Source organism: Arthrobacter sp. 2762, assembly GCF_040548745.1.
Lineage (GTDB): Bacteria > Actinomycetota > Actinomycetes > Actinomycetales > Micrococcaceae > Arthrobacter.
On record NZ_JBEPSI010000004.1, the window covers coordinates 287,982 to 308,533 of the forward strand.

At 62.4% G+C, this 20,552-nt stretch carries 22 protein-coding genes; 10 read left to right on the forward strand and 12 right to left on the reverse strand.

The genetic code is table 11. The annotated features are described in order from the left end of the window. Positions 1–124 precede the first annotated feature (124 nt). Positions 125–1,459, forward strand: a complete 1,335-nt coding sequence (locus ABIE18_RS09880; protein WP_431115599.1) for an MFS transporter — start codon at positions 125–127, stop codon at positions 1,457–1,459. An 85-nt stretch (positions 1,460–1,544) separates the two neighbouring features. Here the strand turns inward: ABIE18_RS09880 and ABIE18_RS09885 are convergent, their stop codons facing one another. Next, the gene (locus ABIE18_RS09885; protein ID WP_499722513.1) at positions 1,545–2,228 is read right to left on the reverse strand and encodes a phosphoribosyltransferase; all 684 of its coding nucleotides are present in this window, start codon (positions 2,226–2,228) and stop codon (positions 1,545–1,547) included. Positions 2,229–2,297: 69 nt separating this feature from the next. On the opposite strand from ABIE18_RS09885, the gene ABIE18_RS09890 reads away from it, so the two are divergent. Then, entirely contained in the window at positions 2,298–2,711 is a 414-nt protein-coding gene (locus ABIE18_RS09890; protein ID WP_499722514.1) for a winged helix DNA-binding protein, read from the forward strand. A gap of 18 nt (positions 2,712–2,729) precedes the next feature. Here ABIE18_RS09890 and ABIE18_RS09895 read toward each other — a convergent pair whose 3' ends face one another. The 5 genes from ABIE18_RS09895 to ABIE18_RS09915 form a co-directional block, all read right to left on the reverse strand. Further along, complete coding sequence (locus tag ABIE18_RS09895; protein WP_499722516.1) at positions 2,730–3,560, reverse strand: alpha/beta fold hydrolase; 831 nt, start codon at positions 3,558–3,560, stop codon at positions 2,730–2,732. 1 nt (position 3,561) lies between these two features. Then, positions 3,562–3,891: a biotin/lipoyl-containing protein gene (locus tag ABIE18_RS09900; protein WP_442017109.1), complete on the reverse strand. Its 330-nt coding sequence runs from the start codon at positions 3,889–3,891 to the stop codon at positions 3,562–3,564. Next, on the reverse strand, positions 3,884–4,969 hold the full coding sequence (locus tag ABIE18_RS09905) for an alpha-ketoacid dehydrogenase subunit beta (RefSeq protein ID WP_499722518.1): 1,086 nt from the start codon (positions 4,967–4,969) through the stop codon (positions 3,884–3,886). Before ABIE18_RS09905 ends, ABIE18_RS09900 begins: the two co-directional genes overlap by 8 nt. Then, complete coding sequence (locus ABIE18_RS09910; RefSeq protein WP_499722520.1) at positions 4,962–6,014, reverse strand: thiamine pyrophosphate-dependent enzyme; 1,053 nt, start codon at positions 6,012–6,014, stop codon at positions 4,962–4,964. Before ABIE18_RS09910 ends, ABIE18_RS09905 begins: the two co-directional genes overlap by 8 nt. A gap of 138 nt (positions 6,015–6,152) precedes the next feature. Beyond that, complete coding sequence (locus ABIE18_RS09915; protein WP_499722522.1) at positions 6,153–7,538, reverse strand: amino acid permease; 1,386 nt, start codon at positions 7,536–7,538, stop codon at positions 6,153–6,155. A gap of 176 nt (positions 7,539–7,714) precedes the next feature. Here ABIE18_RS09915 and ABIE18_RS09920 point away from each other — a divergent pair, with 176 nt between their 5' ends. The 6 genes from ABIE18_RS09920 (at position 7,715) to ABIE18_RS09945 (ending at position 14,182) form a co-directional block, all read left to right on the forward strand. After that, positions 7,715–8,188 carry an Lrp/AsnC family transcriptional regulator gene (locus ABIE18_RS09920; RefSeq protein ID WP_216923913.1) on the forward strand — a complete coding sequence of 158 codons (474 nt, stop codon included), beginning with the start codon at positions 7,715–7,717 and terminating at the stop codon, positions 8,186–8,188. A 112-nt stretch (positions 8,189–8,300) separates the two neighbouring features. After that, positions 8,301–9,020 carry an NUDIX hydrolase gene (locus tag ABIE18_RS09925; RefSeq protein ID WP_431115590.1) on the forward strand — a complete coding sequence of 240 codons (720 nt, stop codon included), beginning with the start codon at positions 8,301–8,303 and terminating at the stop codon, positions 9,018–9,020. Continuing rightward, a complete protein-coding gene (gene nadA / locus ABIE18_RS09930) occupies positions 9,017–10,324 on the forward strand; it encodes a quinolinate synthase NadA (RefSeq protein WP_499722524.1) in 1,308 nt (435 codons plus the stop codon). Before ABIE18_RS09925 ends, nadA begins: the two co-directional genes overlap by 4 nt. A 45-nt stretch (positions 10,325–10,369) precedes the next feature. Beyond that, positions 10,370–12,109: an L-aspartate oxidase gene (gene nadB / locus ABIE18_RS09935; protein WP_499722525.1), complete on the forward strand. Its 1,740-nt coding sequence runs from the start codon at positions 10,370–10,372 to the stop codon at positions 12,107–12,109. Continuing rightward, positions 12,102–13,010, forward strand: a complete 909-nt coding sequence (gene nadC / locus ABIE18_RS09940) for a carboxylating nicotinate-nucleotide diphosphorylase (RefSeq protein ID WP_499722527.1) — start codon at positions 12,102–12,104, stop codon at positions 13,008–13,010. The genes nadB and nadC overlap by 8 nt, the downstream gene beginning before the upstream one ends. Positions 13,011–13,015: 5 nt before the next feature. Beyond that, entirely contained in the window at positions 13,016–14,182 is a 1,167-nt protein-coding gene (locus ABIE18_RS09945; protein ID WP_499722528.1) for a cysteine desulfurase family protein, read from the forward strand. Between the two features lie 18 nt (positions 14,183–14,200). Here ABIE18_RS09945 and ABIE18_RS09950 read toward each other — a convergent pair whose 3' ends face one another. The 4 genes from ABIE18_RS09950 to ABIE18_RS09965 all read right to left on the reverse strand — a co-directional run bounded on the left by ABIE18_RS09950 (position 14,201) and on the right by ABIE18_RS09965 (position 17,046). Then, entirely contained in the window at positions 14,201–14,686 is a 486-nt protein-coding gene (locus ABIE18_RS09950; RefSeq protein WP_499722529.1) for a GtrA family protein, read from the reverse strand. Between the two features lie 17 nt (positions 14,687–14,703). Continuing rightward, positions 14,704–15,552: a fumarylacetoacetate hydrolase family protein gene (locus ABIE18_RS09955; RefSeq protein WP_499722531.1), complete on the reverse strand. Its 849-nt coding sequence runs from the start codon at positions 15,550–15,552 to the stop codon at positions 14,704–14,706. An 89-nt stretch (positions 15,553–15,641) separates the two neighbouring features. Further along, entirely contained in the window at positions 15,642–16,244 is a 603-nt protein-coding gene (locus tag ABIE18_RS09960) for a DM13 domain-containing protein (RefSeq protein ID WP_499722532.1), read from the reverse strand. Between the two features lie 127 nt (positions 16,245–16,371). Then, entirely contained in the window at positions 16,372–17,046 is a 675-nt protein-coding gene (locus ABIE18_RS09965) for a DUF1684 domain-containing protein (protein WP_499722533.1), read from the reverse strand. Positions 17,047–17,109: 63 nt separating this feature from the next. Here ABIE18_RS09965 and ABIE18_RS09970 point away from each other — a divergent pair, with 63 nt between their 5' ends. Both ABIE18_RS09970 and ABIE18_RS09975 read left to right on the forward strand, forming a co-directional pair. Beyond that, the gene (locus ABIE18_RS09970; protein WP_499722535.1) at positions 17,110–17,976 is read left to right on the forward strand and encodes a hypothetical protein; all 867 of its coding nucleotides are present in this window, start codon (positions 17,110–17,112) and stop codon (positions 17,974–17,976) included. Between the two features lie 70 nt (positions 17,977–18,046). Beyond that, positions 18,047–18,853, forward strand: a complete 807-nt coding sequence (locus ABIE18_RS09975) for a transglutaminase domain-containing protein (protein WP_431115580.1) — start codon at positions 18,047–18,049, stop codon at positions 18,851–18,853. 32 nt (positions 18,854–18,885) lie between these two features. On the opposite strand, the gene ABIE18_RS09980 is transcribed toward ABIE18_RS09975, so the two are convergent. Together ABIE18_RS09980 and ABIE18_RS09985 are read right to left on the reverse strand one after the other, a co-directional pair. Next, the gene (locus ABIE18_RS09980; RefSeq protein WP_499722536.1) at positions 18,886–19,362 is read right to left on the reverse strand and encodes a MarR family winged helix-turn-helix transcriptional regulator; all 477 of its coding nucleotides are present in this window, start codon (positions 19,360–19,362) and stop codon (positions 18,886–18,888) included. Next, the gene (locus ABIE18_RS09985) at positions 19,362–20,486 is read right to left on the reverse strand and encodes an LLM class flavin-dependent oxidoreductase (RefSeq protein ID WP_224164618.1); all 1,125 of its coding nucleotides are present in this window, start codon (positions 20,484–20,486) and stop codon (positions 19,362–19,364) included. The genes ABIE18_RS09980 and ABIE18_RS09985 overlap by 1 nt, the downstream gene beginning before the upstream one ends. Between the last annotated feature and the right edge of the window lie 66 nt (positions 20,487–20,552).

The following is a 20,552-nucleotide window of genomic DNA, read 5'->3' on the forward strand; positions in this document are numbered from 1 at the left end:
CTCGTTGTGCCGAGACAAAATGCTGTGCGCTGGGTCACGGCATGTAGTAGTCTTTCCTAACTGACCGTTCTGTCGGTTAATGCCAGTCACGCACCGACCAGTCACTCTCACCCCTGGAGTTCCAATGACCGCAACTTCCACTGTCGACTCTGCATCGGGCCCAAGCAGTAAGCGCGAAGAGCGCCGGGTCCTGGCGGGCACTTTGGTCGGCACCACCATCGAGTGGTACGACTTCTTTATCTTTGCCCAGCTCACGGCAACGCTGTTGTCGCCGCTGTTCCTGACTCCGCTGGAAAAGTCGAACCCAGGAGTGGCGCAAATTCTGTCCTTCGCCACCATCGGCATCAGCTTTCTCTTCCGGCCACTCGGGGCCTTCGTTGCCGGACACCTCGGCGACAGGCTGGGACGCAAGGCAGTCCTGGTCATGACACTTGTCATGATGGGGGCGGCGACGGCGCTGATCGGCGTGCTGCCTACCTACGGGACAATCGGGCTTTGGGCTCCGATTCTGCTGATCACCCTGCGCGTGGTCCAGGGCTTCTCGGCCGGTGGCGAGTGGGGTGGCGCCGCCCTGATGGCTGTGGAGCACGCTCCCATCTCCAAGCGCGGACTCTTCGGTGCCTACCCGCAGATCGGTGTGCCCATCGGCATGATCCTGGCAACCGGCCTCCTGTTTTTCCTGCAGTCGGGCATGTCAAAGGAAGACTTTGCCGCCTGGGGTTGGCGCGTGCCGTTCCTGCTCTCCGTGGTCCTGATCGTGGTGGGCTACCTCATCCGCCGCGCAGTCGGGGAAAGCCCCGTCTTTAAGGAAATCGCGCAGCGCAAGGCGGAAAGCAAGGCGCCCCTGAGCGAGCTGTTCCGGAATAACAAGAAGGAGGTAATCCTCGCGGCACTCATCTTCATCGCCAACAACGCCGCAGGCTACCTGTTGATCGCCTTCTTTATCTCCTACGCCACCAAGGCGCTGAAGATGCCGGCGCCGCAGGTCCTCCTCGCCACCACCGTTGCCTCCTTCGGGTGGCTCATCTTCACCATGGTGGGAGGCTGGCTTTCGGACAAGATTGGCCGCGTAAAGACGTTCCTGCTCGGTTACGGCCTGGTGTTCGCGTGGATGATCCCCATGTTTGCTTTGATCGATTCCAAGGACATCGTGCTCTACGGAACAGCTTTGTTCGTCCTCACCATTGGGCTTGGCTTGTCGTATGGGCCCATGTCAGCCATGTACGCCGAGATGTTCCCTGCACACGTCCGCTACTCGGGAATCTCCATCGGCTACGCCTTGGGTGCCATTCTCGGTGGCGCCTTCGCCCCGTTGATTGCCCAGGCTTTGTTGGACGCCACCAAGTGGTCCGGATCAGTCGGCCTGTACATCATGGGCCTGTGCATCATCTCAGCGGTGGGCGTGATTCTTGCCAAGGAAACCAAGGGCCGTCCCCTCGGCTTCAGTGTTCATCACTAGGCCAACAAGAGATCCTGTCCAGCAACACATTGATTCACCAGGCGGGCGCGGTTGTGAAACCGGGCCCGCCTTCGGCGTTAAGCAGCTATTTCGCCCTCGGTGCCTCTGCGCCTTCCAGTTGCTCCACGACGTCGTCGTCCGTCAACTGTTCAAAACGCTCATAAAACGCTCCAACAGCATGGAATTTGCCTGGCGTGTGCAGTGCCATCATGAAGTCACAGACCCGTGCCAAGGATGTTGCGGCTTCCAGCGAAGCCACGGGAACCGCAGCGACCACCGTGCGGGCACCTGATGCCCGCACGGCCTCCACGGCAGCACGCATGGTGGCGCCGGTGGCCAGGCCATCGTCCACCAGAATGACGGTTTTGCCTCGAAGGTCGTTCTCGATTCCCGGGTATTGCCTTGCGCGCCGAAGTAGTTCGGCGCGTTCATGCGCCTCCACTGCATCCAACGCTGCTTGGCTGATGCCATGGGCAAGGACATGTTCCTTGAGCGGCTTGTTGACGATGCGGACGACGTCGCCCTGGCACCACGCCAGTGCGCCGTAGGCAGTCTCCTCGCGGCCAGGTATCCCCAGTTTGCGGACCAGAATCGTACCGAAGGGCAGGTACAACGCGGAGGCGGCCGCCACGGCCAAGGGGACACCACCGCGGGCCAGGCCAAGGACGATCGTGTCTGGCCGTTCCCTGAACTGGGGGAGTCCTTCGGCCAGGCGCCGGCCGGCTTCCGCACGGTCCTTGAAACGCATGCCCATTTGCCCCACTTCCACGTAATTTGGCTGCTTCCAGCCTACAGTTCAAAGCTTGCCGGGTGAGGCATCCGCTGGAAGCATGGGCTTGTGAACAAGCCCATTGGATATTGGATCAAGAGGCTCGACGCCGCGCTGGAACTCCAACTCGATGCCACGTTGGCCCGGGTCAAGCTGAGCCGGCGGCAGTGGCAGACCCTGGGCACTTTGGCAGAGGGAACGGTCCGTCCTGATGAGCTGGATGAGATCCTGCGCCCGTTCTGGGGTAATGACACGCGCCTGCGGGAGCGGGAGCTGGCCTCCTTGGTGGGCAGGGGCATGATCACTATGATCGATGACCGCCTGGCGCTCAGCGAGCTCGGCCGCGAAAAATACCACGAGGCCCTCCGCTATGTGGAAGCCGCCCGCCAGGACCTGTCCATGGGCATAGGAATCGATGAATATGCCATGGCGTTGAGCGTCCTGGAACGAATGAGCCTTAACGCGGAGCGGTTGGGCCGTTAGCTCCGGCCGGCGCAATCGCTACACGCCAAGGAATTCGATGGCAGCTTCTTTGAAAGCCCTGCTTGTGATCACGTTCGTGTGGGTGCGTCCCGGGACCACAAGGGTCTCCACCAAGGCCCCCCGCTTGCCGGCCAGGTGCGCGAGTTCGGGCATGGTGGCCGCGCGATCATCTTTTTCGCCGGCAACCAGGAGGATAGGCACGTGCGGTGCAGCCTCGGCAGGATCGAACGGTTCACCCTTGATGGCCTCGATGAGCGAAAGCAACGCGAAGAGGTCATTGCTGGGCAATAGTTGAGCCATCTTCAGCAGCCCGGCGGTGGACTGGTCCTCAATGGGTGTGCCATCAGCCAAGTGCCGCTGTGCGGCTGCGAGGTCGAAAGCTGCCAACGGATCCGCTGAGCTGGGTCCGCCCAGGACGATGCGGTGTACCAGGTCCGGCTGGGTCGCGGCGAACTCCCAGGCCAGCCGGGACCCCAAGGAGTAGCCCACGATGTCCAGTCCCGTGGAAGGATCGCCGTCGCGCAATGGCCGCGCTCCGGCGTCCGTGGCGATCTGGAGGAGGTCGGCTCGGATCCGGCTGGGCGTGTATGAGTCCAGGTCCTCGGGGGAGTGGCTCCTGCCGTGGCCTGGCAGGTCCACGGTAATGACCCGGCGTCCGGCATCCTGGAGGGCCGTAATCCAGCCGCTGTCCGCCCAATTCAGTTTGCTGGATGAGGAAAAACCGTGGATCAGCAGGACCGGGCGGAGGCCGGCGTCGGTGGCTGGCTCGTGGACTTCCACGAACAAACCAGGGTCTGTTCCCTCCACGGTGTGTCTTTGCTGTTCCACGGTGTGCCTGCCGGTCATCATGTCAGTCCTCATCGAGTACGGCGCTCAGGCGGACCCGGCGCTTGGGTGCTTCGTCCTTCGGAACGGTGCCCACGATTCCGGCGGTGTCATCCGGTACCTCGAACACGATCAACGGTTCGCCGACGTTGATGGTCTCGCCCGGCGCCCCGTGAATACGCACCACTTTACCCGCCTGGGGGCTGGGCAATTCGAGCGCGGACTTGCTGGTTTCCAGCTCCACAATGGGCTGGTTGCGCTCCACCTGCTGGCCCGGCGATACGAGCCAATCCAGGACGGTCGCTTCGATGAGGCCTTCGCCCAGATCCGGGAGCGGGAAGGAAATTTCAGCCACGGCGGTACTCCAGTACGCGTTGGATCCCAAAGAGGATGCGGTCGATGTTGGGAATGTATTCGTCCTCCAGGTCACCGGAGGGATAGGGTACGTCGAATCCGGTCACGCGCTCCACGGGCGCCTTCAGCGTTTGGAAGCAATGCTGCGTGATCAGTTGGGCGACCTCGGCGCCGAGGCCTGAGGTCAAGGGAGCTTCGTGGACGACGACGGCGCGGCGCGTCTTTCCGACGGACCTCGCCAGGGCTTCGGCGTCGATTGGCTTCAGCCAACGCAGGTCCAGGACTTCGACGTCGATGCCGTCTTCCGCTGCGAGTTCGGCAACTTGAAGGCACCGTGCCACCATGGCGCCCCAGGCGACGAGTGTCAGGTGACGGCCTTCCCGCGCAACCCGAGCGCCAGTGAGGCTGCCGGCGTCGTCCATGCCGGCGTCGGTCGTTGCCTGACCGGGAGTCGCAGCGCGGACGTCTACCGGACCCTTCTGCCAGTAGCGGGACTTTGGCTCCATGAAGATGACAGGATCCGGGCGCGTGGCTGCGTACTTGAGGAGGTGATAGGCGTCGTGCGGGGTGGAAGGCGAAACCACCTTCAGTCCGGGAACGTGCGCAAACAGAGCTTCAAGGCTTTCGCCGTGGTGTTCCGGAGCGCGGATTCCGCCGAAGCTGGGAACCCTGAGCGTGATGGGCATCGGGAGCGTGCCGCGGCTGCGGTAGTTCATCCGGGCGATTTGGCACACGATCTGGTTGATGGCCGGGTAGGCGAAGCCGTCGAACTGTACTTCGGGGATGGGGTGGAAGCCTGCCATGGCCAGTCCCACCGACATGCCCAGGATTGCGGACTCGGCCAGTGGGGTGTCGAAGACCCGTTCTTCGCCGTGCTTGGCCTGCAGGCCGTCGGTAATCCGGAAAACGCCGCCCAATCGGCCGCAGTCCTCGCCGAAGATGACCGTTTTGGGATTGTCGCTCAGGATGTCGTCAAGCGCTCGGTTCAGTGCCTGCTGCATGGAAAGGTGCAGGACGGGTTCGGTGTCCATCGTGACCGACCCGGGAGCGAGCGAGAGTGCCGTGGCTGTCTCAGACATGTTCGGACTCCTTGCGCCAGTCATTGGCCTGGGATTGAAGGGTGGGCGTTGGTTCCTGGAAGACGAGGCTGAACATCTCGGCCCCGGGACGGGGCGCAGGGGCTTCGATGCCCGCGCGAATGGCCTCCTCTTCCTCCTGGGCCTGCTGCTGTGCCTGGGCGAAGAATGCGTTATCCGCAATGCCGTCGTCGAGGAGGCGCTGCTTGAAGCGCTCAAGGGGATCTTCACCGGCACTGAGCCGTTCCTCTTCCAGGGTGCGGTAACGCCCGGGGTCGTCCGCCGTGGAGTGGGGCCCGCGGCGGTAGGTCATGGCTTCGATGACGGCAGGACCGTTGCCGGCGCGGCAATGGGCGAAAGCCGAACGAGTGGCCTCATGGACTGCGACGACGTCGTTGCCGTCCACTTGCAGGGAAGGAATCCCGTAGCCGGCCGCACGGGCAGCGACTGAGCCGCCGGCCACCTGGCGTTCGGTGGGGACGGAGATTGCCCAGCCGTTGTTCTGGATGAAGAAGACCACTGGCGCCTTCATCACAGCAGCAAAGTTCATGGCCTCGTGGACATCGCCCTGGGAGGACGCTCCGTCGCCGAAGTATGTCATGGCAACGCCCCGTTCGCCGTCGGGCTTTCCGGAGAGCGTTTGGCCGTGGGCCCAGCCAACAGCATGCAATACCGATCCGGCCACTACAGCCTGGATGGGAGCGAAGCGGGATTCCAGCGGGTTGTACATTCCGCCATGCCACGTGGCTTTGTGCGTGGACATGTAGCCCACCATGTCCAGCCCCATGGCCCGGGCCACGCCCATCTCGCGATATGTGGGGAACACGAAGTCGCGCGTCCGGTCGACGGCATATCCGCTGCCTACCTGCGCGGCTTCCTGGCCCAACTGGGGCGCATAGCCGGGAATGATGCCCTGGCGTTGCCAGGCGACGGCTGCGGTGTCCAGGTGGCGGACGGAGGCCATCAGGGAATAGAGCTCACGCAGTTGTTCGTGCGTGAGCGGCGCCGCATCCTCATCGACGGCGGCGAGCACGGGTTTGGTAGTCATGGCTGTGACCCTAGTCACCAACAATGCGTGTGCGCAATCAGCTCAGTTTCAACGAAACACTTTGTACAATTTGGATACGCAAAGAGGTCCTGTGCAAAACAAATTGCGCAGGACCTCTTCGTTTCAATGAACAGGCGGCTACTTGGTGTTCATCGGCTGCTTACCGGCCTTCGACTTGGCGTTGAGGAAGCAGCCGGCGGCAATAACCAGGATCAGGATGAATGTGCCGATCAGCTGGCCGGCGCTCTCAGGGTTGGCGAAGCCCACCACGAGGATGATGCCCAGCAGGACGATTCCTACGACCGTGAGCACCGGGAAGCCCTTCATGCGCAGCGGCAGTTCGGTTCCCTCGCGGTCGGCCCTCCGGCGCAGGATGAACTGCGAGACCAAGGCAGTGCCCCACACCACCAGGCATGTGGAGCCCACGAGGTTCAGGAGCGCCGGCAGTACGTGCTCGGGGAAGAGCAGTTCCAAGACGGTTGCGATGAAGCCGAAAGCAACGGAAATTCCGACGGCGGCCACCGGCACCTTGGAGGCGCTCAGCTTGGACAGGAAGCCAGGAGCCTCGCCGCGCTCTGAAAGGGAGAAGATCATCCTTGAGGCGCCGTACAGGTTGGCGTTCAGGGCGGAAAGCAAGGCAACTACGGCCACCAGGGTTATGGCAGCGCCGGCACCAGGGATACCCGCAAGGTCCAGTACGCCCGCGAAGGGGGACTTCAGTCCTTCCGAGCCAACGGGAAGAGCCGCTGCGATGACGAAAACGGAGCCGATGTAGAAGACCAGGATGCGCCAAACCACAGTCCGGATGGCCTTGCCGACGCTGTGTGCGGGGTTCTCGGTTTCAGCGGCAGCGACGCTGACGATTTCCGTTCCACCGAAGGCGAAGATCACCACGAACAAAGCAGCTGCGATGCCGCCGATTCCGTTGGGGGCGAAGTCCCCGAAGGCTGACAGGCCCGGCGAGGCAACGTTGGGCAACCAGCCGAACAGCAAGGCGGCGCCGATGAGGAGGAAGATGACGATTGCCGCGACTTTCAGAATCGCGAACCAGAATTCGAACTCGCCAAAATTGCGGACGCCCACGAGGTTGATGCCGGTGAACGCCACCATGAACACCAGGGCGAGCACCCACACCGGAATCACCGGCCACACGGTGAAGAGCAGGCCTGCCGCGCCAAGTGCTTCGGCTGCGATGACCACCACCAGCTGAAGCCACCACAGCCAGCCAATGGTGCCGCCAGCGGTCTTGCCCATGGCTTTTTCGGCGTAGACGGAGAATGCTCCGCTGTTGGGATTTGCGGCAGCCATCTCGCCCAGGGCCCACATGACCAGGATGATCAAGGTTCCCGCCACGAGGTAGGAGATCAGGACCGCCGGGCCGGCGGCCTGGATGCCTGCGCCGGAGCCGAGGAAGAGGCCTGCTCCGATGGCGCTCCCGAGCCCCATCATGGTGAGTTGGCGTGGCTTAAGTGAATGGCCAAGGCCGGATGTTTGGGCAGGAGCCGCGATGGACTTCGTTGTCATACGTGTCTACCTTCTATGGATTTCATACTCGGTGTAGCGAGCTTGCCTCTTGGGCTGAGCAAGCTGGGCGTCGACGACGCAGCAAGAGCCGTGGAATAATTCTCGCAGTTTGTAAGATACATCACTTTTTGCTGTGGCGATGTGATGGGTAAGAATCCCCGGGGACAGGAACTTTGATGCTGGTCGATGCGCTTGATGCAAAAATTGTACGTTTTTTCACTGATTCGCCGAGGTCATCTGTGCTGGAAGCATCCCGCGTGCTGCGGGTTGCCAGGGCTACGGTGCAGTCGCGGATCGACAGAATGATCGAAAATGGAGTGATCGGGTCATGGGTTCCCCAGCCGGATCCGGCCAACTTCGGCTTCCCTGTGGTGGCGTTCTGTTCGGTCACCATTACCCAGGAGATCGGTCACGACGCCATTATTCAGAGCCTTAGCGCCATCCCGGAGATCATTGAAGTGCACACCGTGACGGGAAATTCCGATTTGATGGTTCGCATCGCAGCGCGCTCAAATCCTGATATGCAGCGGGTGCTGGACGCGATGATCGCCACCAAATCCGTGGTCCGTTGCTCGTCCGTCATTGTGCTCAACAGCCACATCCAGGGACGGACACTGCCTCTGATGGAAGCCGCTGCCAAGTCAGTGTGACGCAGGGCATTTTGCCAAGAGGCTACGGAGTCGTACCATTAGTTCTAGTCAAGATGACTTTAACTAAAATTCCAGTGTGTGGAGGAAGACCTCCAGGCGGCGACGAAGCGAGGTGAACGCCGTGAATCCGATCTCGGCGAACGTTGCTGAACGCCGCTTGGCGCCGCCGTCGTTGGCAATTTCAACGGTGATTTTCGCCCTCCGTCCGAGCGAAACATCCGGCCGCCCCACGCTCTGGCTGCCGCTGGTGCGAAGGATCCGGGAACCCTACAAGGATTTGTGGGCACTTCCCGGCGGGCCCTTGGCGCACGATGAATCCCTCCAGGACGCCGCATCGCGCAACCTTCGTGAAACCACAGGGCTGGCACCGCAGTACCTGGAGCAGCTCTACGCCTTCGGCGGTCTGCATCGCTCGCCCAGCCAGCGCGTCGTATCAATCGTCTACTGGGCACTCGTCCAGCCAACCGAAGCCGCCCTCGCGGACGAGTCGGAAAATGTGCGGTGGTTCCGGGCGGACAGGCTCGGCGAACTCGCCTTCGACCACAACGCGATTGTGGACTACGCACTCTGGCGTCTGCGCAACAAGATGGCCTACGGTTCCATCGCCTACCACCTGCTGGGAGAGTTCTTCACCCTCGCGCAGGTCCGTGAAGTCTATGAAGCCGTGCTGGACCGCCAGCTGGATCCGGCAAACTTCCGCCGCCATATCAAAGCCACACCGGACATTGAAGAAACCGGTGAATACCTGCAGGGCGGAAAACACCGTCCGCCACGCCTCTACCGCTTCACCGGCACGCCCGGTCTCGGGCCAGATAACAGGAGTACACCATGAGCAGCGTCAACACTGCCGTCCAGCTGATCACGCGTGAGGAAGCCGAGAAGGGCCTTTCCCGCGCAGGATCCACCTGCAGCCCGGCCCTGGCCAAAGGGCCCTGGGAGTATGACCTTGCCGAGGCTCTTGCCGGTGCCCCCGCTTACGGACCGGGAGCCTCCAGCAGCGACGTCGCTCCCAAGGAGACTCCGCGTCAGGGAAAGCTCCCGGACGAATACAAGCGGGCGACGGATGCCGAACTGGATGCCCGTATCCGGGCTGCCAAAAAGACGCTGGGGGACCGCGCCGTGATCCTGGGCCACTTCTACCAGCGTGACGAAGTCATCCAGTATGCAGACTTCGTGGGTGACTCCTTCCAGCTCGCAAATGCCGCACTGACCAAGCCCGACGCTGAAGCCATCATCTTCTGCGGCGTCCACTTCATGGCAGAGACCGCGGACATCCTCTCCACGCCCGAACAGGCAGTGATCCTGCCCAACCTGGCGGCTGGCTGCTCCATGGCGGACATGGCTGATGAGGACTCCGTAGAGGAATGCTGGGAACAGCTCGAAGAAATCTTCGGCACGGACACCGACGCCCAGGGCCGCGTTCCGGTCATCCCCGTCACCTACATGAACTCCTCGGCTGCGCTGAAGGCCTTCTGTGGCCGCAACGGCGGCATTGTCTGCACCTCCTCCAACGCCAAAGTGGTCCTGGAATGGGCCTTCGAGCGTGGGCAGCGCGTCTTGTTCTTCCCCGACCAGCACCTGGGCCGCAACACCGCCAAGGCCCTGGGTGTCCCCCTGGAGCAGATGCCTATGTGGAACCCCCGCAAGGAACTGGGCGGCAACGACGAACAAACGTTGCTGGACTCCCGGGTGATCCTCTGGCACGGCTTCTGCTCGGTGCACAAGCGCTTCAACGTGGGCCAGATTGAAAAAGCCCGGCTCGACTTCCCCGGCGTCAACGTGATCGTGCACCCCGAATGCCCCATGGAAGTTGTGGATGCTGCCGATTCGGCAGGGTCCACAGACTTCATCAAGAAGGCGATCGCTGCAGCCACCGAACCCACCACCTTCGCCATCGGTACGGAAATCAACATGGTGAACCGGCTGGCTGCGGAAAACCCACAGCACACGATTTTCTGCCTGGACCCGGTGATCTGCCCCTGCTCCACCATGTACCGCATCCACCCGGGTTACCTCGCCTGGGTGCTTGAGGAACTCGTCGAAGGACGCATCGTCAACCGCATCACCGTGGACGACGCCGTACAGGACAACGCCAAAATTGCGCTGGAGCGCATGCTGGCGGCCAAGCCTGCCTAACCGCTACCCACACCGGTCTTCCGGACGATCCGAATCGAGCCTCACATGACCTCAGGAAGCCTCGCTGGAGGGCACCAGCCCAAGCGGCTGATCGTCGTCGGAAGCGGCATTGCGGGGCTGTACTCAGCCCTGCTGGCCGCCGAAGCCGGAGCCGAAGTGGTGCTGCTCACCAAAGGCGCGCTCGCGGACAGCAATACATACTTTGCCCAGGGCGGCATCTCGGCTGTTCTGGACGAGCCGGCTCCGGGGGATACCGTTGCTGCCCACATTGCCGATACCCTCAATGCCGGCGCGGGCCACTGCAACGAGGAAGCCGTGCGGGTGTTGTGCACCGAGGCCCGGATGGACATTGCCGGACTTGAACGCTTCGGCGTCCGTTTCGACCTTGACGACGACGGCGATCCCTCCCTGGGACTCGAAGCCGCCCACTCTGCCCCGCGTATCCTCCACGCTGGGGGCGATGCGACAGGTGCCCGCGTTGCAGCCGCCCTGATCAAGACCGTGCTGGACTTCCGCGCGGCCGGACGAATCCAGGTAATCGGGCATGCGCAGGTGACTTCACTGTCCTACGACGGGGAGCGCGTAACCGGTGTCGAGTACATCCACGATGGCCGGGAACTGACCCTTCAGGCTGACGCTGTGCTCCTCGCGACAGGTGGAGCCGGTCAACTGTTCGCACAAACAACCAACCCATCCGTAGCCACAGCCGACGGGCTCGCCTTGGCGTGGCGGGCCGGAGCAGAGGTGGCGGACCTCGAATTTTTCCAATTCCATCCCACGTGCATGGTCCGTGCCGGGGATGCCCTTGAGGCAGAAGGCAACACTGACCCCCTGCTCATCTCCGAAGCAGTCCGCGGCGAGGGTGCCATCCTCGTTGACGCCACCGGACGCCGGTTCATGGCCGAGTACCACCCGGACGGCGAGCTCGCCCCCAGGGACGTCGTCTCCCGGAGCATAGCCCTGCACCTTGCAGCACTCGGTGACCCCAACGGTCACGTCTTCCTCGATGCAACCGTGATCGAGGAACAGCGTGGGAAGGGCTTCCTCGAGAAGCGCTTCCCCACCATCAGCGAACGCACCCGCCAAGCAGGCTTTGACTGGAGCCGCGAGCCTGTACCCGTCGCTCCAGCGGCGCACTACTGGATGGGTGGGGTGGTGACCGATCTTTACGGCCGGACATCTGTTCCTGGGTTGTTGGCCGCCGGAGAAGTGGCTTGTACTGGGGTTCAGGGCGCAAATCGGCTGGCGAGCAACTCACTGCTTGAAGGGCTCGTGTTCGGGCGGCGGGCTGTTGAAGGGTTCCTTGGCGGTGAACGCGGTGGGTCGCCTAGCGGAGTCTCTCTGCGTGCTGACCCGGCCGCGGGCGGCCTCGCTTTTACGCACGCTGCCGTGACCCCGCTGGACGACGATCGCAGCGGCCCTTTCAACGAAATCGCCGCAGCGACAGCACTTCCAGGCGGATTTTCGCGGCAGGCACTTCGTCGCTTGATGACCGCGAAGGCTGGCGTGTTGCGTACAGGACAGCTCTTGGAGGAGGCATCGGAAGCTCTCGGACATTGGCAGGGCGATGTGCTGCCTTTGAGCGTTCCTGATTCCCTTGATGTGCGAAAGCATGAGGACGCTAATTTGTTGCTGGCGGCCCATCTGTTGGTCCGGGCGGCGCGGGAGCGGCGGGAATCACTTGGGGCCCACTACCGCAGTGACGGCGTGAGCGAACCAGCCGCCGTCGACGATTTTGACAAGCGTTACACCATGAGCCGGAAAGCGAGCCTCGTCAATGACTGACCTGACCTCCACGACCAACCTGACCCTTCCCGCAGCGCCGGTCCGGGACATCCTGGAACGGGCCTTCGCGGAGGATGCGCCCAGTGGCGACATCACCTCACAGCTGCTCATCCCCGCCGGGGCGCGTGCCACTGCTGTCCTGAACGCCCGCGTCCCGGGCGTGTTCAGCGGTGGAACGGTTTTCCGTGACGCCATGAAGTTCGTCGACCCGGACACGGACGTCCAGTTGCTGCTGGCCGACGGTGAAGCGTTCGACGCCGGCTCGCACCTCGCGCGGGTCACCGGCAGTGCGCGCTCGGTACTGTTGGCAGAACGTGTCGGACTCAACCTCGTGCAGCGGATGAGCGCCATTGCCACCAAGACCGCGGAATTCGTCAAGCTGGTTGAAGGAACGCGCGCCCGGATCACGGACACCCGCAAAACAACGCCCGGCTTGCGTGTCCTGGAACGCTATGCCGTCCGCTGCGGCGGGGGAGCGAACCACCGTTACAGCCTCTCGGATGCCGTCCTGGCTAAGGACAACCACCTGGCTGTCATGACGGGGGGAGACCCCGCAAAACTGACTGAACTGCTCGTGGCCGCCAAAGCCCAGCTGGGACACACAACGCACTTTGAAGTTGAGGTTGACCGGGCAGATCAGATCGAACCCGTGCTGGCCGCGGGAGTGGACACCATCATGCTGGACAACTTTTCCATCGATGAACTGCGGGCAGGCGTCAAACAGGTAGATGGACGGGCCAACGTGGAAGCCAGCGGCAACGTCAACCTCAACACCGTGGCAGAGATCGCGGCAACCGGCGTGGACGTCATCTCGATCGGCGGGCTGACGCACAGTGTTTCGGCACTGGACCTCGGGCTGGATATTGAGCTGCGAACCGATGCAGAGCTGAAAGCAGTCTGACTTCCATGATCTTCCTGGACGCTGCAGCCACCACGCCGGTCCGGCGCGAGGTACTCGAAGCCATGTGGCCGTACCTTAGCGGCGAGTTTGGCAACCCATCCAGCCACCACAGCCTGGGTGAAGCGGCGGCCACGGCGCTTGCAGGGGCGAGATCCGCCGTCGCGAAGGTGCTCAATTGCCGCGCGGGTGAGGTGACGTTTACCTCGGGTGGCACCGAGGCTGACAACCTGGCCGTCAAGGGAATCGCACTGGCCCGGCAGGCAGTCGATCCCTCGCTGAAGCGGGTAGTCATAAGCGCCTTTGAGCATCCCGCGGTGGAAGAATCAGCCCGCTACCTGGAACGCGTGCATGGCTTCACGGTGGACGTGGTGCCAGTGGACGGGGACGGGCTGGTCACGGTGGATGCGCTCCGCGCCGTCCTTCGGCCGGACACAGCCATGGTGAGCATCATGTATGCGAACAACGAGATTGGTACGGTCCAGCCCGTTGCGGACCTTGCAGCCGTAGCTCACGGGTTTGGCATCCCCTTCCACACTGACGCTGTCCAAGCGGCCGGCTGGCTTAGCTTGGACGTCAAAGCCCTGGGCGTGGATGCGCTGAGCATTTCCGGCCACAAGCTGGGCGCGCCCAAGGGATCCGGTGTCCTGTTCACGAAGGGCCGGATGCGCGTTGAGCCGTTGGTTCATGGTGGAGGCCAGGAGCGGGGAAAGAGATCCGGAACAGAGAATGTAGCCGGGGCCGTGGCGTTGTCCACCGCTCTGACTTTGAGCCTTGGCGAGCAGCCGGAGCTGGCCTCGCGGGTTTCTGAGCTGCGGGAGCGGTTCGTCTCGCACATCCTTCAAACCGTCCCGGGTGCCGTGCTGACAGGGCATCGAAGCCAGAGGCTGCCATCGATCGCATCGTTCTGCTTCCCTGGAACCAGCGGCGAATCAGTCCTGCTTGAGCTGGAACGCCTCGGCGTGGTCTGCTCCAGCGGCTCCGCCTGTGCTGCCGGATCTGACGCGCCGTCACCGGTGCTGGTGGCGTTGGGCATTGCCCCGGAGGTAGCCCAGACAGCCGTCCGCTTCAGCTTCACCTCAACTGTCACCGAAGCCGAACTCGAGCAAGCTGCCGGAGCCGTGGAAACCGCCGTCGGGCGTGTCCGGAACCTGGCGTCTCCCCAACCCAACTAGTCACACCCCGCCGCGCAGTCACACGTGGCGGGCGCGGCGGAAAATCCAGTGCCTCAACAGGGTGAATCGGACGCCTGTGGCGACGAAGCCCGAGAGCGTCGTGGTCCAGAGTTCTTCACTGACAGTAGCCTCGGGGCGGATGAGATGCAGGATGCCCAAGCTCCCTCCCGTGATGACCAGGGCAATGCCTATGACAATCAGCCCATGCATGTGGTCCTGGCCGCGTTTCCTGCTGCCGCTGATCTTGAAGGTCAGCCTGCGGTTCAGGGCTGTATTCATGAGCGACGTGACGATCAACGCCACGGCGTTGGCAAGCTGCGGGTCAATCCAGGGACGCAGCAGCGCGTAGAGGCCGAGCGAACTCGCTGTGCAGAGAATTCCGACGCCGGTGAAGCGAAGCAGTTGCCGCACCACGGGGTATTTGAGGAGGCCGGAAGGCCTCTTCCTGGGAGGCTTTTGTAAAGGAGGCGGGCGCAGTTCGGTGGCGTCTGCGGCTGTCTCCATCAGTTAAGCCTGACACACTATGCGGGCACGTCCTCCCATGCAGCGGTGGTGACGGGGTTGGAGAGCTCTCCAATTCCTTCCACCCGGCACACCACGGTGTCACCTGGCTGAATGCGCGCGCACTCGGCGGGGAAACCAGTCAGGATCAGGTCGCCGGGGTGGAGGGTCATGAACGAGGACAGGTAGACCATGATCTCGTCCACTTTCCAGCCGAGGTCCGCGGAGCTGGCGGTTTTGAGCTTGGTGCCGTTGTGGACGATCCCGATGGAAAGAGCTGCGGCGTCCAGGTCCGTGACGATCCACGGACCTGCAGGCGTAAAGGTGTCCTGGCTTTTCGCGCTGATCCAGAGTTCGTCGGTCTTTTGGAGGTCGCGTGCAGAGACATCGTTCCCGATGGTGTAGCCCAGGATTGCCGAACCCGCCGTTTCCAGCGTCAGGCGTCGCGCTGTACGTCCGACGACGACCGTCAGCTCGGCTTCAGGGTCCACATGACCAACGTTCGCACTCAGCTGGATCGCTTCGCCGGGGCCGATCACGCTGGACGCGGCCTTGTGAAATGCCTGTGGTTGAAGGTCCCTGCCAGCTTGCCCGGTGTTGTGGGCCATACCAAAGACATTGGCCGGCACTGAAGGTGCAAGGAAAGTGAAAGAATCCTCCTGCACCCCGGTCCCTGGTTCCCAACCGTGCCGCGAGGGGCCACTCACGTTTGCCCTTGACGCCCCGAAGGGCGAATCGATAACCATCCAGTGCGTCCCCGCCTCAGATTCGAAGTCACGAGCGTCGTTGGCAACGAAGAATTGCTCGTTGGGATCCTGTGAATCCAGGGGGCGGACGCGGGCGATGCGACGGGGGAGGCGGGAAGTCATGATGACATCCTACGTCCTGCAATGCGTTGTGGGGCCCGCTTTACGCCCTAAGACCCCATGTAGGGGCGCAGGCGTGGCCCCGCAACGAATCAGGCAAGCTGCGCCGATCCGAAGGCGACGCTGAAACGGTCACACCAGAGCACCACCGATGACATGCCGGAGAGGTCCACTCCGGAGGGGATGACATAGTTCTGGTTGCCATGCGTGGCCTTGATGGCGCCGAGGTCCACATACCGACCCGAGCGGTACTTGTACCAATCGCCTCCTGCTTCAAGGCTGCTGAGCCAGACCTTGACGTCCGGGCCGTCGCTGCTGGCCAGGTTTTCCAACCTCAGCACACGAGAGCCATCGGGCAGTTCCAGGAGCTGTGCGGTACCAGAAGTCTGATGCTCCTGGGATTGGAAATTGCCGAAGCCCAGCACCACAGGATCGGTCTTGACTGCTGGCGTTGAGGCAGGCGTGTTCGGGGCAGACGAGCCGTTCCCTGATGCATCGGAAGTCGGCGCATTGGAAGGGGACGCCGACGTTGATGCGGGAGGAGCCACCGGCAGGGCCTCGTTCACGCTGCTGCTCGTAAAGAGCCGCCAGGGCTGGAACAGCGCGGCCCCAACGATAACCAGGACCAAGATCACCACGCCCACCGTGGGGGCAAGGATCCTGTGGGCACGGATCATCCGCCCGATTCTGTTCATGTTCCAAGGCTAGGCTTTTACGGTCTGGCTCAGGGTGCTCCAGAACTTACGGTTCCGTGACACTGCGCCCGGCCCTCTCAAGCAACACGCAGTGTCGGCCGCGCAAGGCGGCTGGCTTCAGGAGGCGTTAGCCTTCTCCCAAATACAGCTCACCCACTGGCACCTCGGCTGCGAGCCGGTTGGCCGGTCCGGCAAGGGGGCACGCCCAGGCCTCGTTGTAGGCGCAAGACGGGTTGTAGGCGAAGTTTAAGTCCACAATGAACTCCTGCCGTTCATCGATGCGGCGAACACCGTGGTAAGCGCCCTTCACTGTGTCCAAAAGGTATCTTCCGGCGCCGTAGCTTCCACCCTCTTTGCCTGCGGTAGCGTCGCGAAAAGGCACGAAGATGCCGCCGCCGTAGCTTCGCAGCCGCCAAACGGCCAGGGATCCGAGTCCGGGCAACTCAAAGGTTCCGATCCTCACAAACGGAACTACGCCGTCGGTCCCTGTTTCAACATTCATTTCCTGTCCCGTCCCCTCCGGTGACAGAGGAACGTACATCCGGAATGCGGGATCGTAGTCGGCCGTGCGCAACCCGGAGAAGGATGCTTTCATCTCAGCTGTCAGGGCCGATGCGGGATGGGTAGCGAACATCCGGTCCCGCTCCTGGCGCCAATAGTTGTGTGCATCGAACGGATCCGTAGCAGCCAGCTGCCGCACTTGGTCATAGAGGGCGAAAGTCCGAAGCCGCCAATCCGCAACGTCAACGGCGGACATGGTGGGCATGTTGTCCTCGAATGCGTCATGCTGATCGGGAGCCATGTCTTCAGCCTAGTACGCCGTCAAATCCCGTGTCGGGGCCTTCCCCGCCGATAAGCTGTGCGCATGAACGGCACTATCCACCCGAACGGCATGACGGCGAAGCTTCGGCTCGGCGCATTGGTACTGGGTGCCGTCCTGCTTACGGCTACCGCGGCCTGTTCCACTGAAAACAAGGGTCCACAGGTTTCCCAGACTTCCGACTCCCATCCCAACAGTTCAGAGTCAGGCCTGCCGTCCCAGGGCTCCGGGTCGAAAAGTACGACGCCGTCAGGAGGCGCCGTCTCCAGCCCACCGTCCGCGACACCCGGCTCAAGTGCTGCATCCAGCTCTGACCCCAGCCCGGCAGCCACGGCGTTGACCTGGAAGACCTACACGGATCCCGCCAAAAAGGTCAGCTTCGAACTCCCTGGGGATTGGATTGCCCAGTCTGCCACGGCTGATGCTGGTTCACTGCCAGGCGCCCTGAAGGTCGAAGTCAAAGATGGCGGGGGCCGATACATCGCGACCCTGCAAACAGGACTGCCTCCTGCAGGGCCTATCGCTTGCCCCGCCGGCCAAAGCCATCCGTACATTGTTATCAGCAGTGTGCCACTGGATGTTCCGCACTCCGATGGTCCGAACACCATCGATCCCCGCGTCGTTTTCCGCGTGATCCAAGGCTACAAATTCTTCGGTTCCTATGGCATCACCAACATGGTGGCCGGCGCCGACGGCCAGGCCTGCGAACTGAGGAACCGCGTTCAGGGACCTTCCGGCAAGGGCGACTACTCTTTCGGGGATGTCACAGCGGTCCATGCCTTCGCCGCCGATGAAAAAGTAGCCCCGGCAAAGACTTTTGACACGTTGGACCTGGCCGCCAAGTATGTCGCCCATGATTCTGAATTCGCCAACGTCCAACGGATGCTACTGTCTCTGAAGGTCAATCTGTAGTCCTGCGGTTGGCTGATCCACACAACGGCGGCATCGGGGGCTGTCCCGCCGCAACCCACCCCGGAGATCAATGGAACGCAACGTTGCTGCCAAGCTCGTTTTTAAGACTGTAGCCAACACGAAAGTGGCCATGGCCATCGCCGTGGCCAACAATCCGGGGTACGAGTCAGTGACGGAAACACTCTCCATCACTCTTGATGGGAACGAGATTCCCTTCGCTGAACTCTGCGACGATCACGGGGGCCGCTTCCAATACATGGAATTCGCGGAGCCCAGCGAAGTGACGGTTGACTACCAAGCAACGGTCCATGGCTTCGCAGAGCGCGACACACCCTCTCCCATGGAACTCATCCGGTACGTCCGGCCAAGCCGCTACGCCGAATCTGATCGGTTGCTGCCCACCTCTTACGCCGAGTTCGGCAGCCTTAGCGGGGCCGAACTGCTCCACGCTGTCCGCGATTGGGTCAATGGAGAGCTGCGCTACGTCAGTGGATCCTCGCGAGGAACCGACGGGGCGGTGGAGACGCTTCTCCACCGCCGGGGTGTGTGCCGTGACTTCGCCCATTTGGCCATTGCCCTGTTGAGGTCCAAGGATGTCCCCGCCCGGCTCGCGGCTGTGTACGCACCCGGTCTGAGCCCCATGGACTTCCACGCTGTGGCAGAGGCCTACATCGACGATGAATGGCACATCATCGATCCCACTGGGCTGGCGCCCCGCGAGTCCATGCTTCGCATTACGGCAGGACGGGATTCTTCAGATACAGCCTTCTTGTCCACAGTGGGTGGAAGCCTGTCGCTGAAGACCCTCAAGGTCAGCGCATCAGTCAACGGTGAGCTCCCAAGGGAGGACCCACGGCAGCTCGTCCGCCTGCGCTGAGAACCTGCGCTGAGATGACGGAGACCGACACCCTACCCGTGCGTTGGCTGGTGTCCTGCCACCGAGGCCCGCAGCTTCTCCGTCAGCCGCAACAGCTCCCGCTGCTCCTCGACAGTCAGCGCCGGCCCGACGAGTTGGGCAATATCGCGCACGTGTTCCCGACCAATTGTTTTCTGCAACTCGCTGCCTGATTCGGTCAGGGACAGCAGCACTCCACGGCCGTCGTCGGGCGCTGTTGTCCGTTCCACCAAACCGCGCTTCTCCAGACGGTCCACCAAACGGCTCAGGCTGGACTGGCTCAGCAGCACTTTGTCATTGATCTCGTTCAACCGCAGCTGGCCGGAAGGGCATCGCGAGAGCGTGAACAGGACGTCATACTCCTTGACGGGCAGGGACTTGAACGCCGGACCTGATTGAAGTTTCCGCATCACCGCCACCTGGGAGCGGAACAGCGACTCCCAGGTCTCGGCGGCGAGGCGAACGGCGGAGGACGCCGAAGGGCTGGACATCAGGCCTCCTGACCCGGGGCTCCAGCTGGAGCGGACTCGTTGACGCTGGCCTCCATGGCCGCAGCAACGCGTGAAGCGTGCGTCGGCGCGTCCGGCACATTGGCCGGCTTCAAGGCAGCATATTCCTTGCGGAGCACGGGAAGGACTTCCTCGCCGAAGAGGTCAAGCTGCTCCAGGACGGTCTTCAGGGGCAAACCTGCGTGATCGATCAGGAACAACTGCCGCTGGTAGTCGCCAAAGAACTCACGGAAGGTGAGCGTCTTCTCGATGACTTCCTGCGGACTGCCCACGGTCAGGGGTGTCTGTGAGGTGAAGTCCTCCAAGGAAGGACCGTGGCCGTACACCGGTGCGTTGTCAAAGTATGGGCGGAACTCCTTGACCGCGTCCTGGGAGTTCTTCCTCATGAAGAACTGGCCACCCAAGCCAACGATCGCCTGGTCTGCCGTGCCGTGCCCATAGTGCTCGTAGCGCTCGCGGTAAAGGCCGATCAACTGCTGGTAGTGCTCCTTGGGCCAGAAGATGTTGTTGGCGAAGAAGCCGTCACCGTAGTAGGCAGCTACTTCGGCGATCTGCGGCGTGCGGATGGATCCGTGCCAGACGAAGGGCGCAACGCCGTCGAGTGGGCGCGGTGTAGACGTGAAGTTCTGCAGGGGTGTGCGGAACTTGCCCGACCAATTGACCGTATCCTCATCCCACAGCTTGCGGAGCAGGCTGTAGTTTTCGATCGCGAGCTCGATCCCGTCCTGGATGTTCTTTCCGAACCAGGGGTATACAGGCGCTGTGTTGCCGCGCCCAAGCACCAGGTCAACCCTTCCATCGGAGAGATGCTGCAGCATCGCAAAGTCCTCGGCGATCTTGACCGGGTCATTGGTGGTGATCAGGGTTGTGGCCGTGGACAGCGTGATGCGCTCGGTCTGGGCTGCGATGTACGCCAGGGTGGTGGTGGGGGAGGATGAGAAGAAGGGACGGTTGTGGTGCTCGCCAATGGCGTAGACATCCATGCCGATTTCTTCGACCTTTTTGGCAATGGCAACGGAGGCCTTGATGCGTTCGTTCTCCGTGGGCGTGCGGCCCGTGGTGGGGTCAGTGGTGATGTCACTGACGCTGAATACGCCGATCTGCATGATGTGCCTTTCTCCCTGCCCGTGGTCCCGGGCTCTGTAAACAGTGTATCCCGAACTAGATGCATT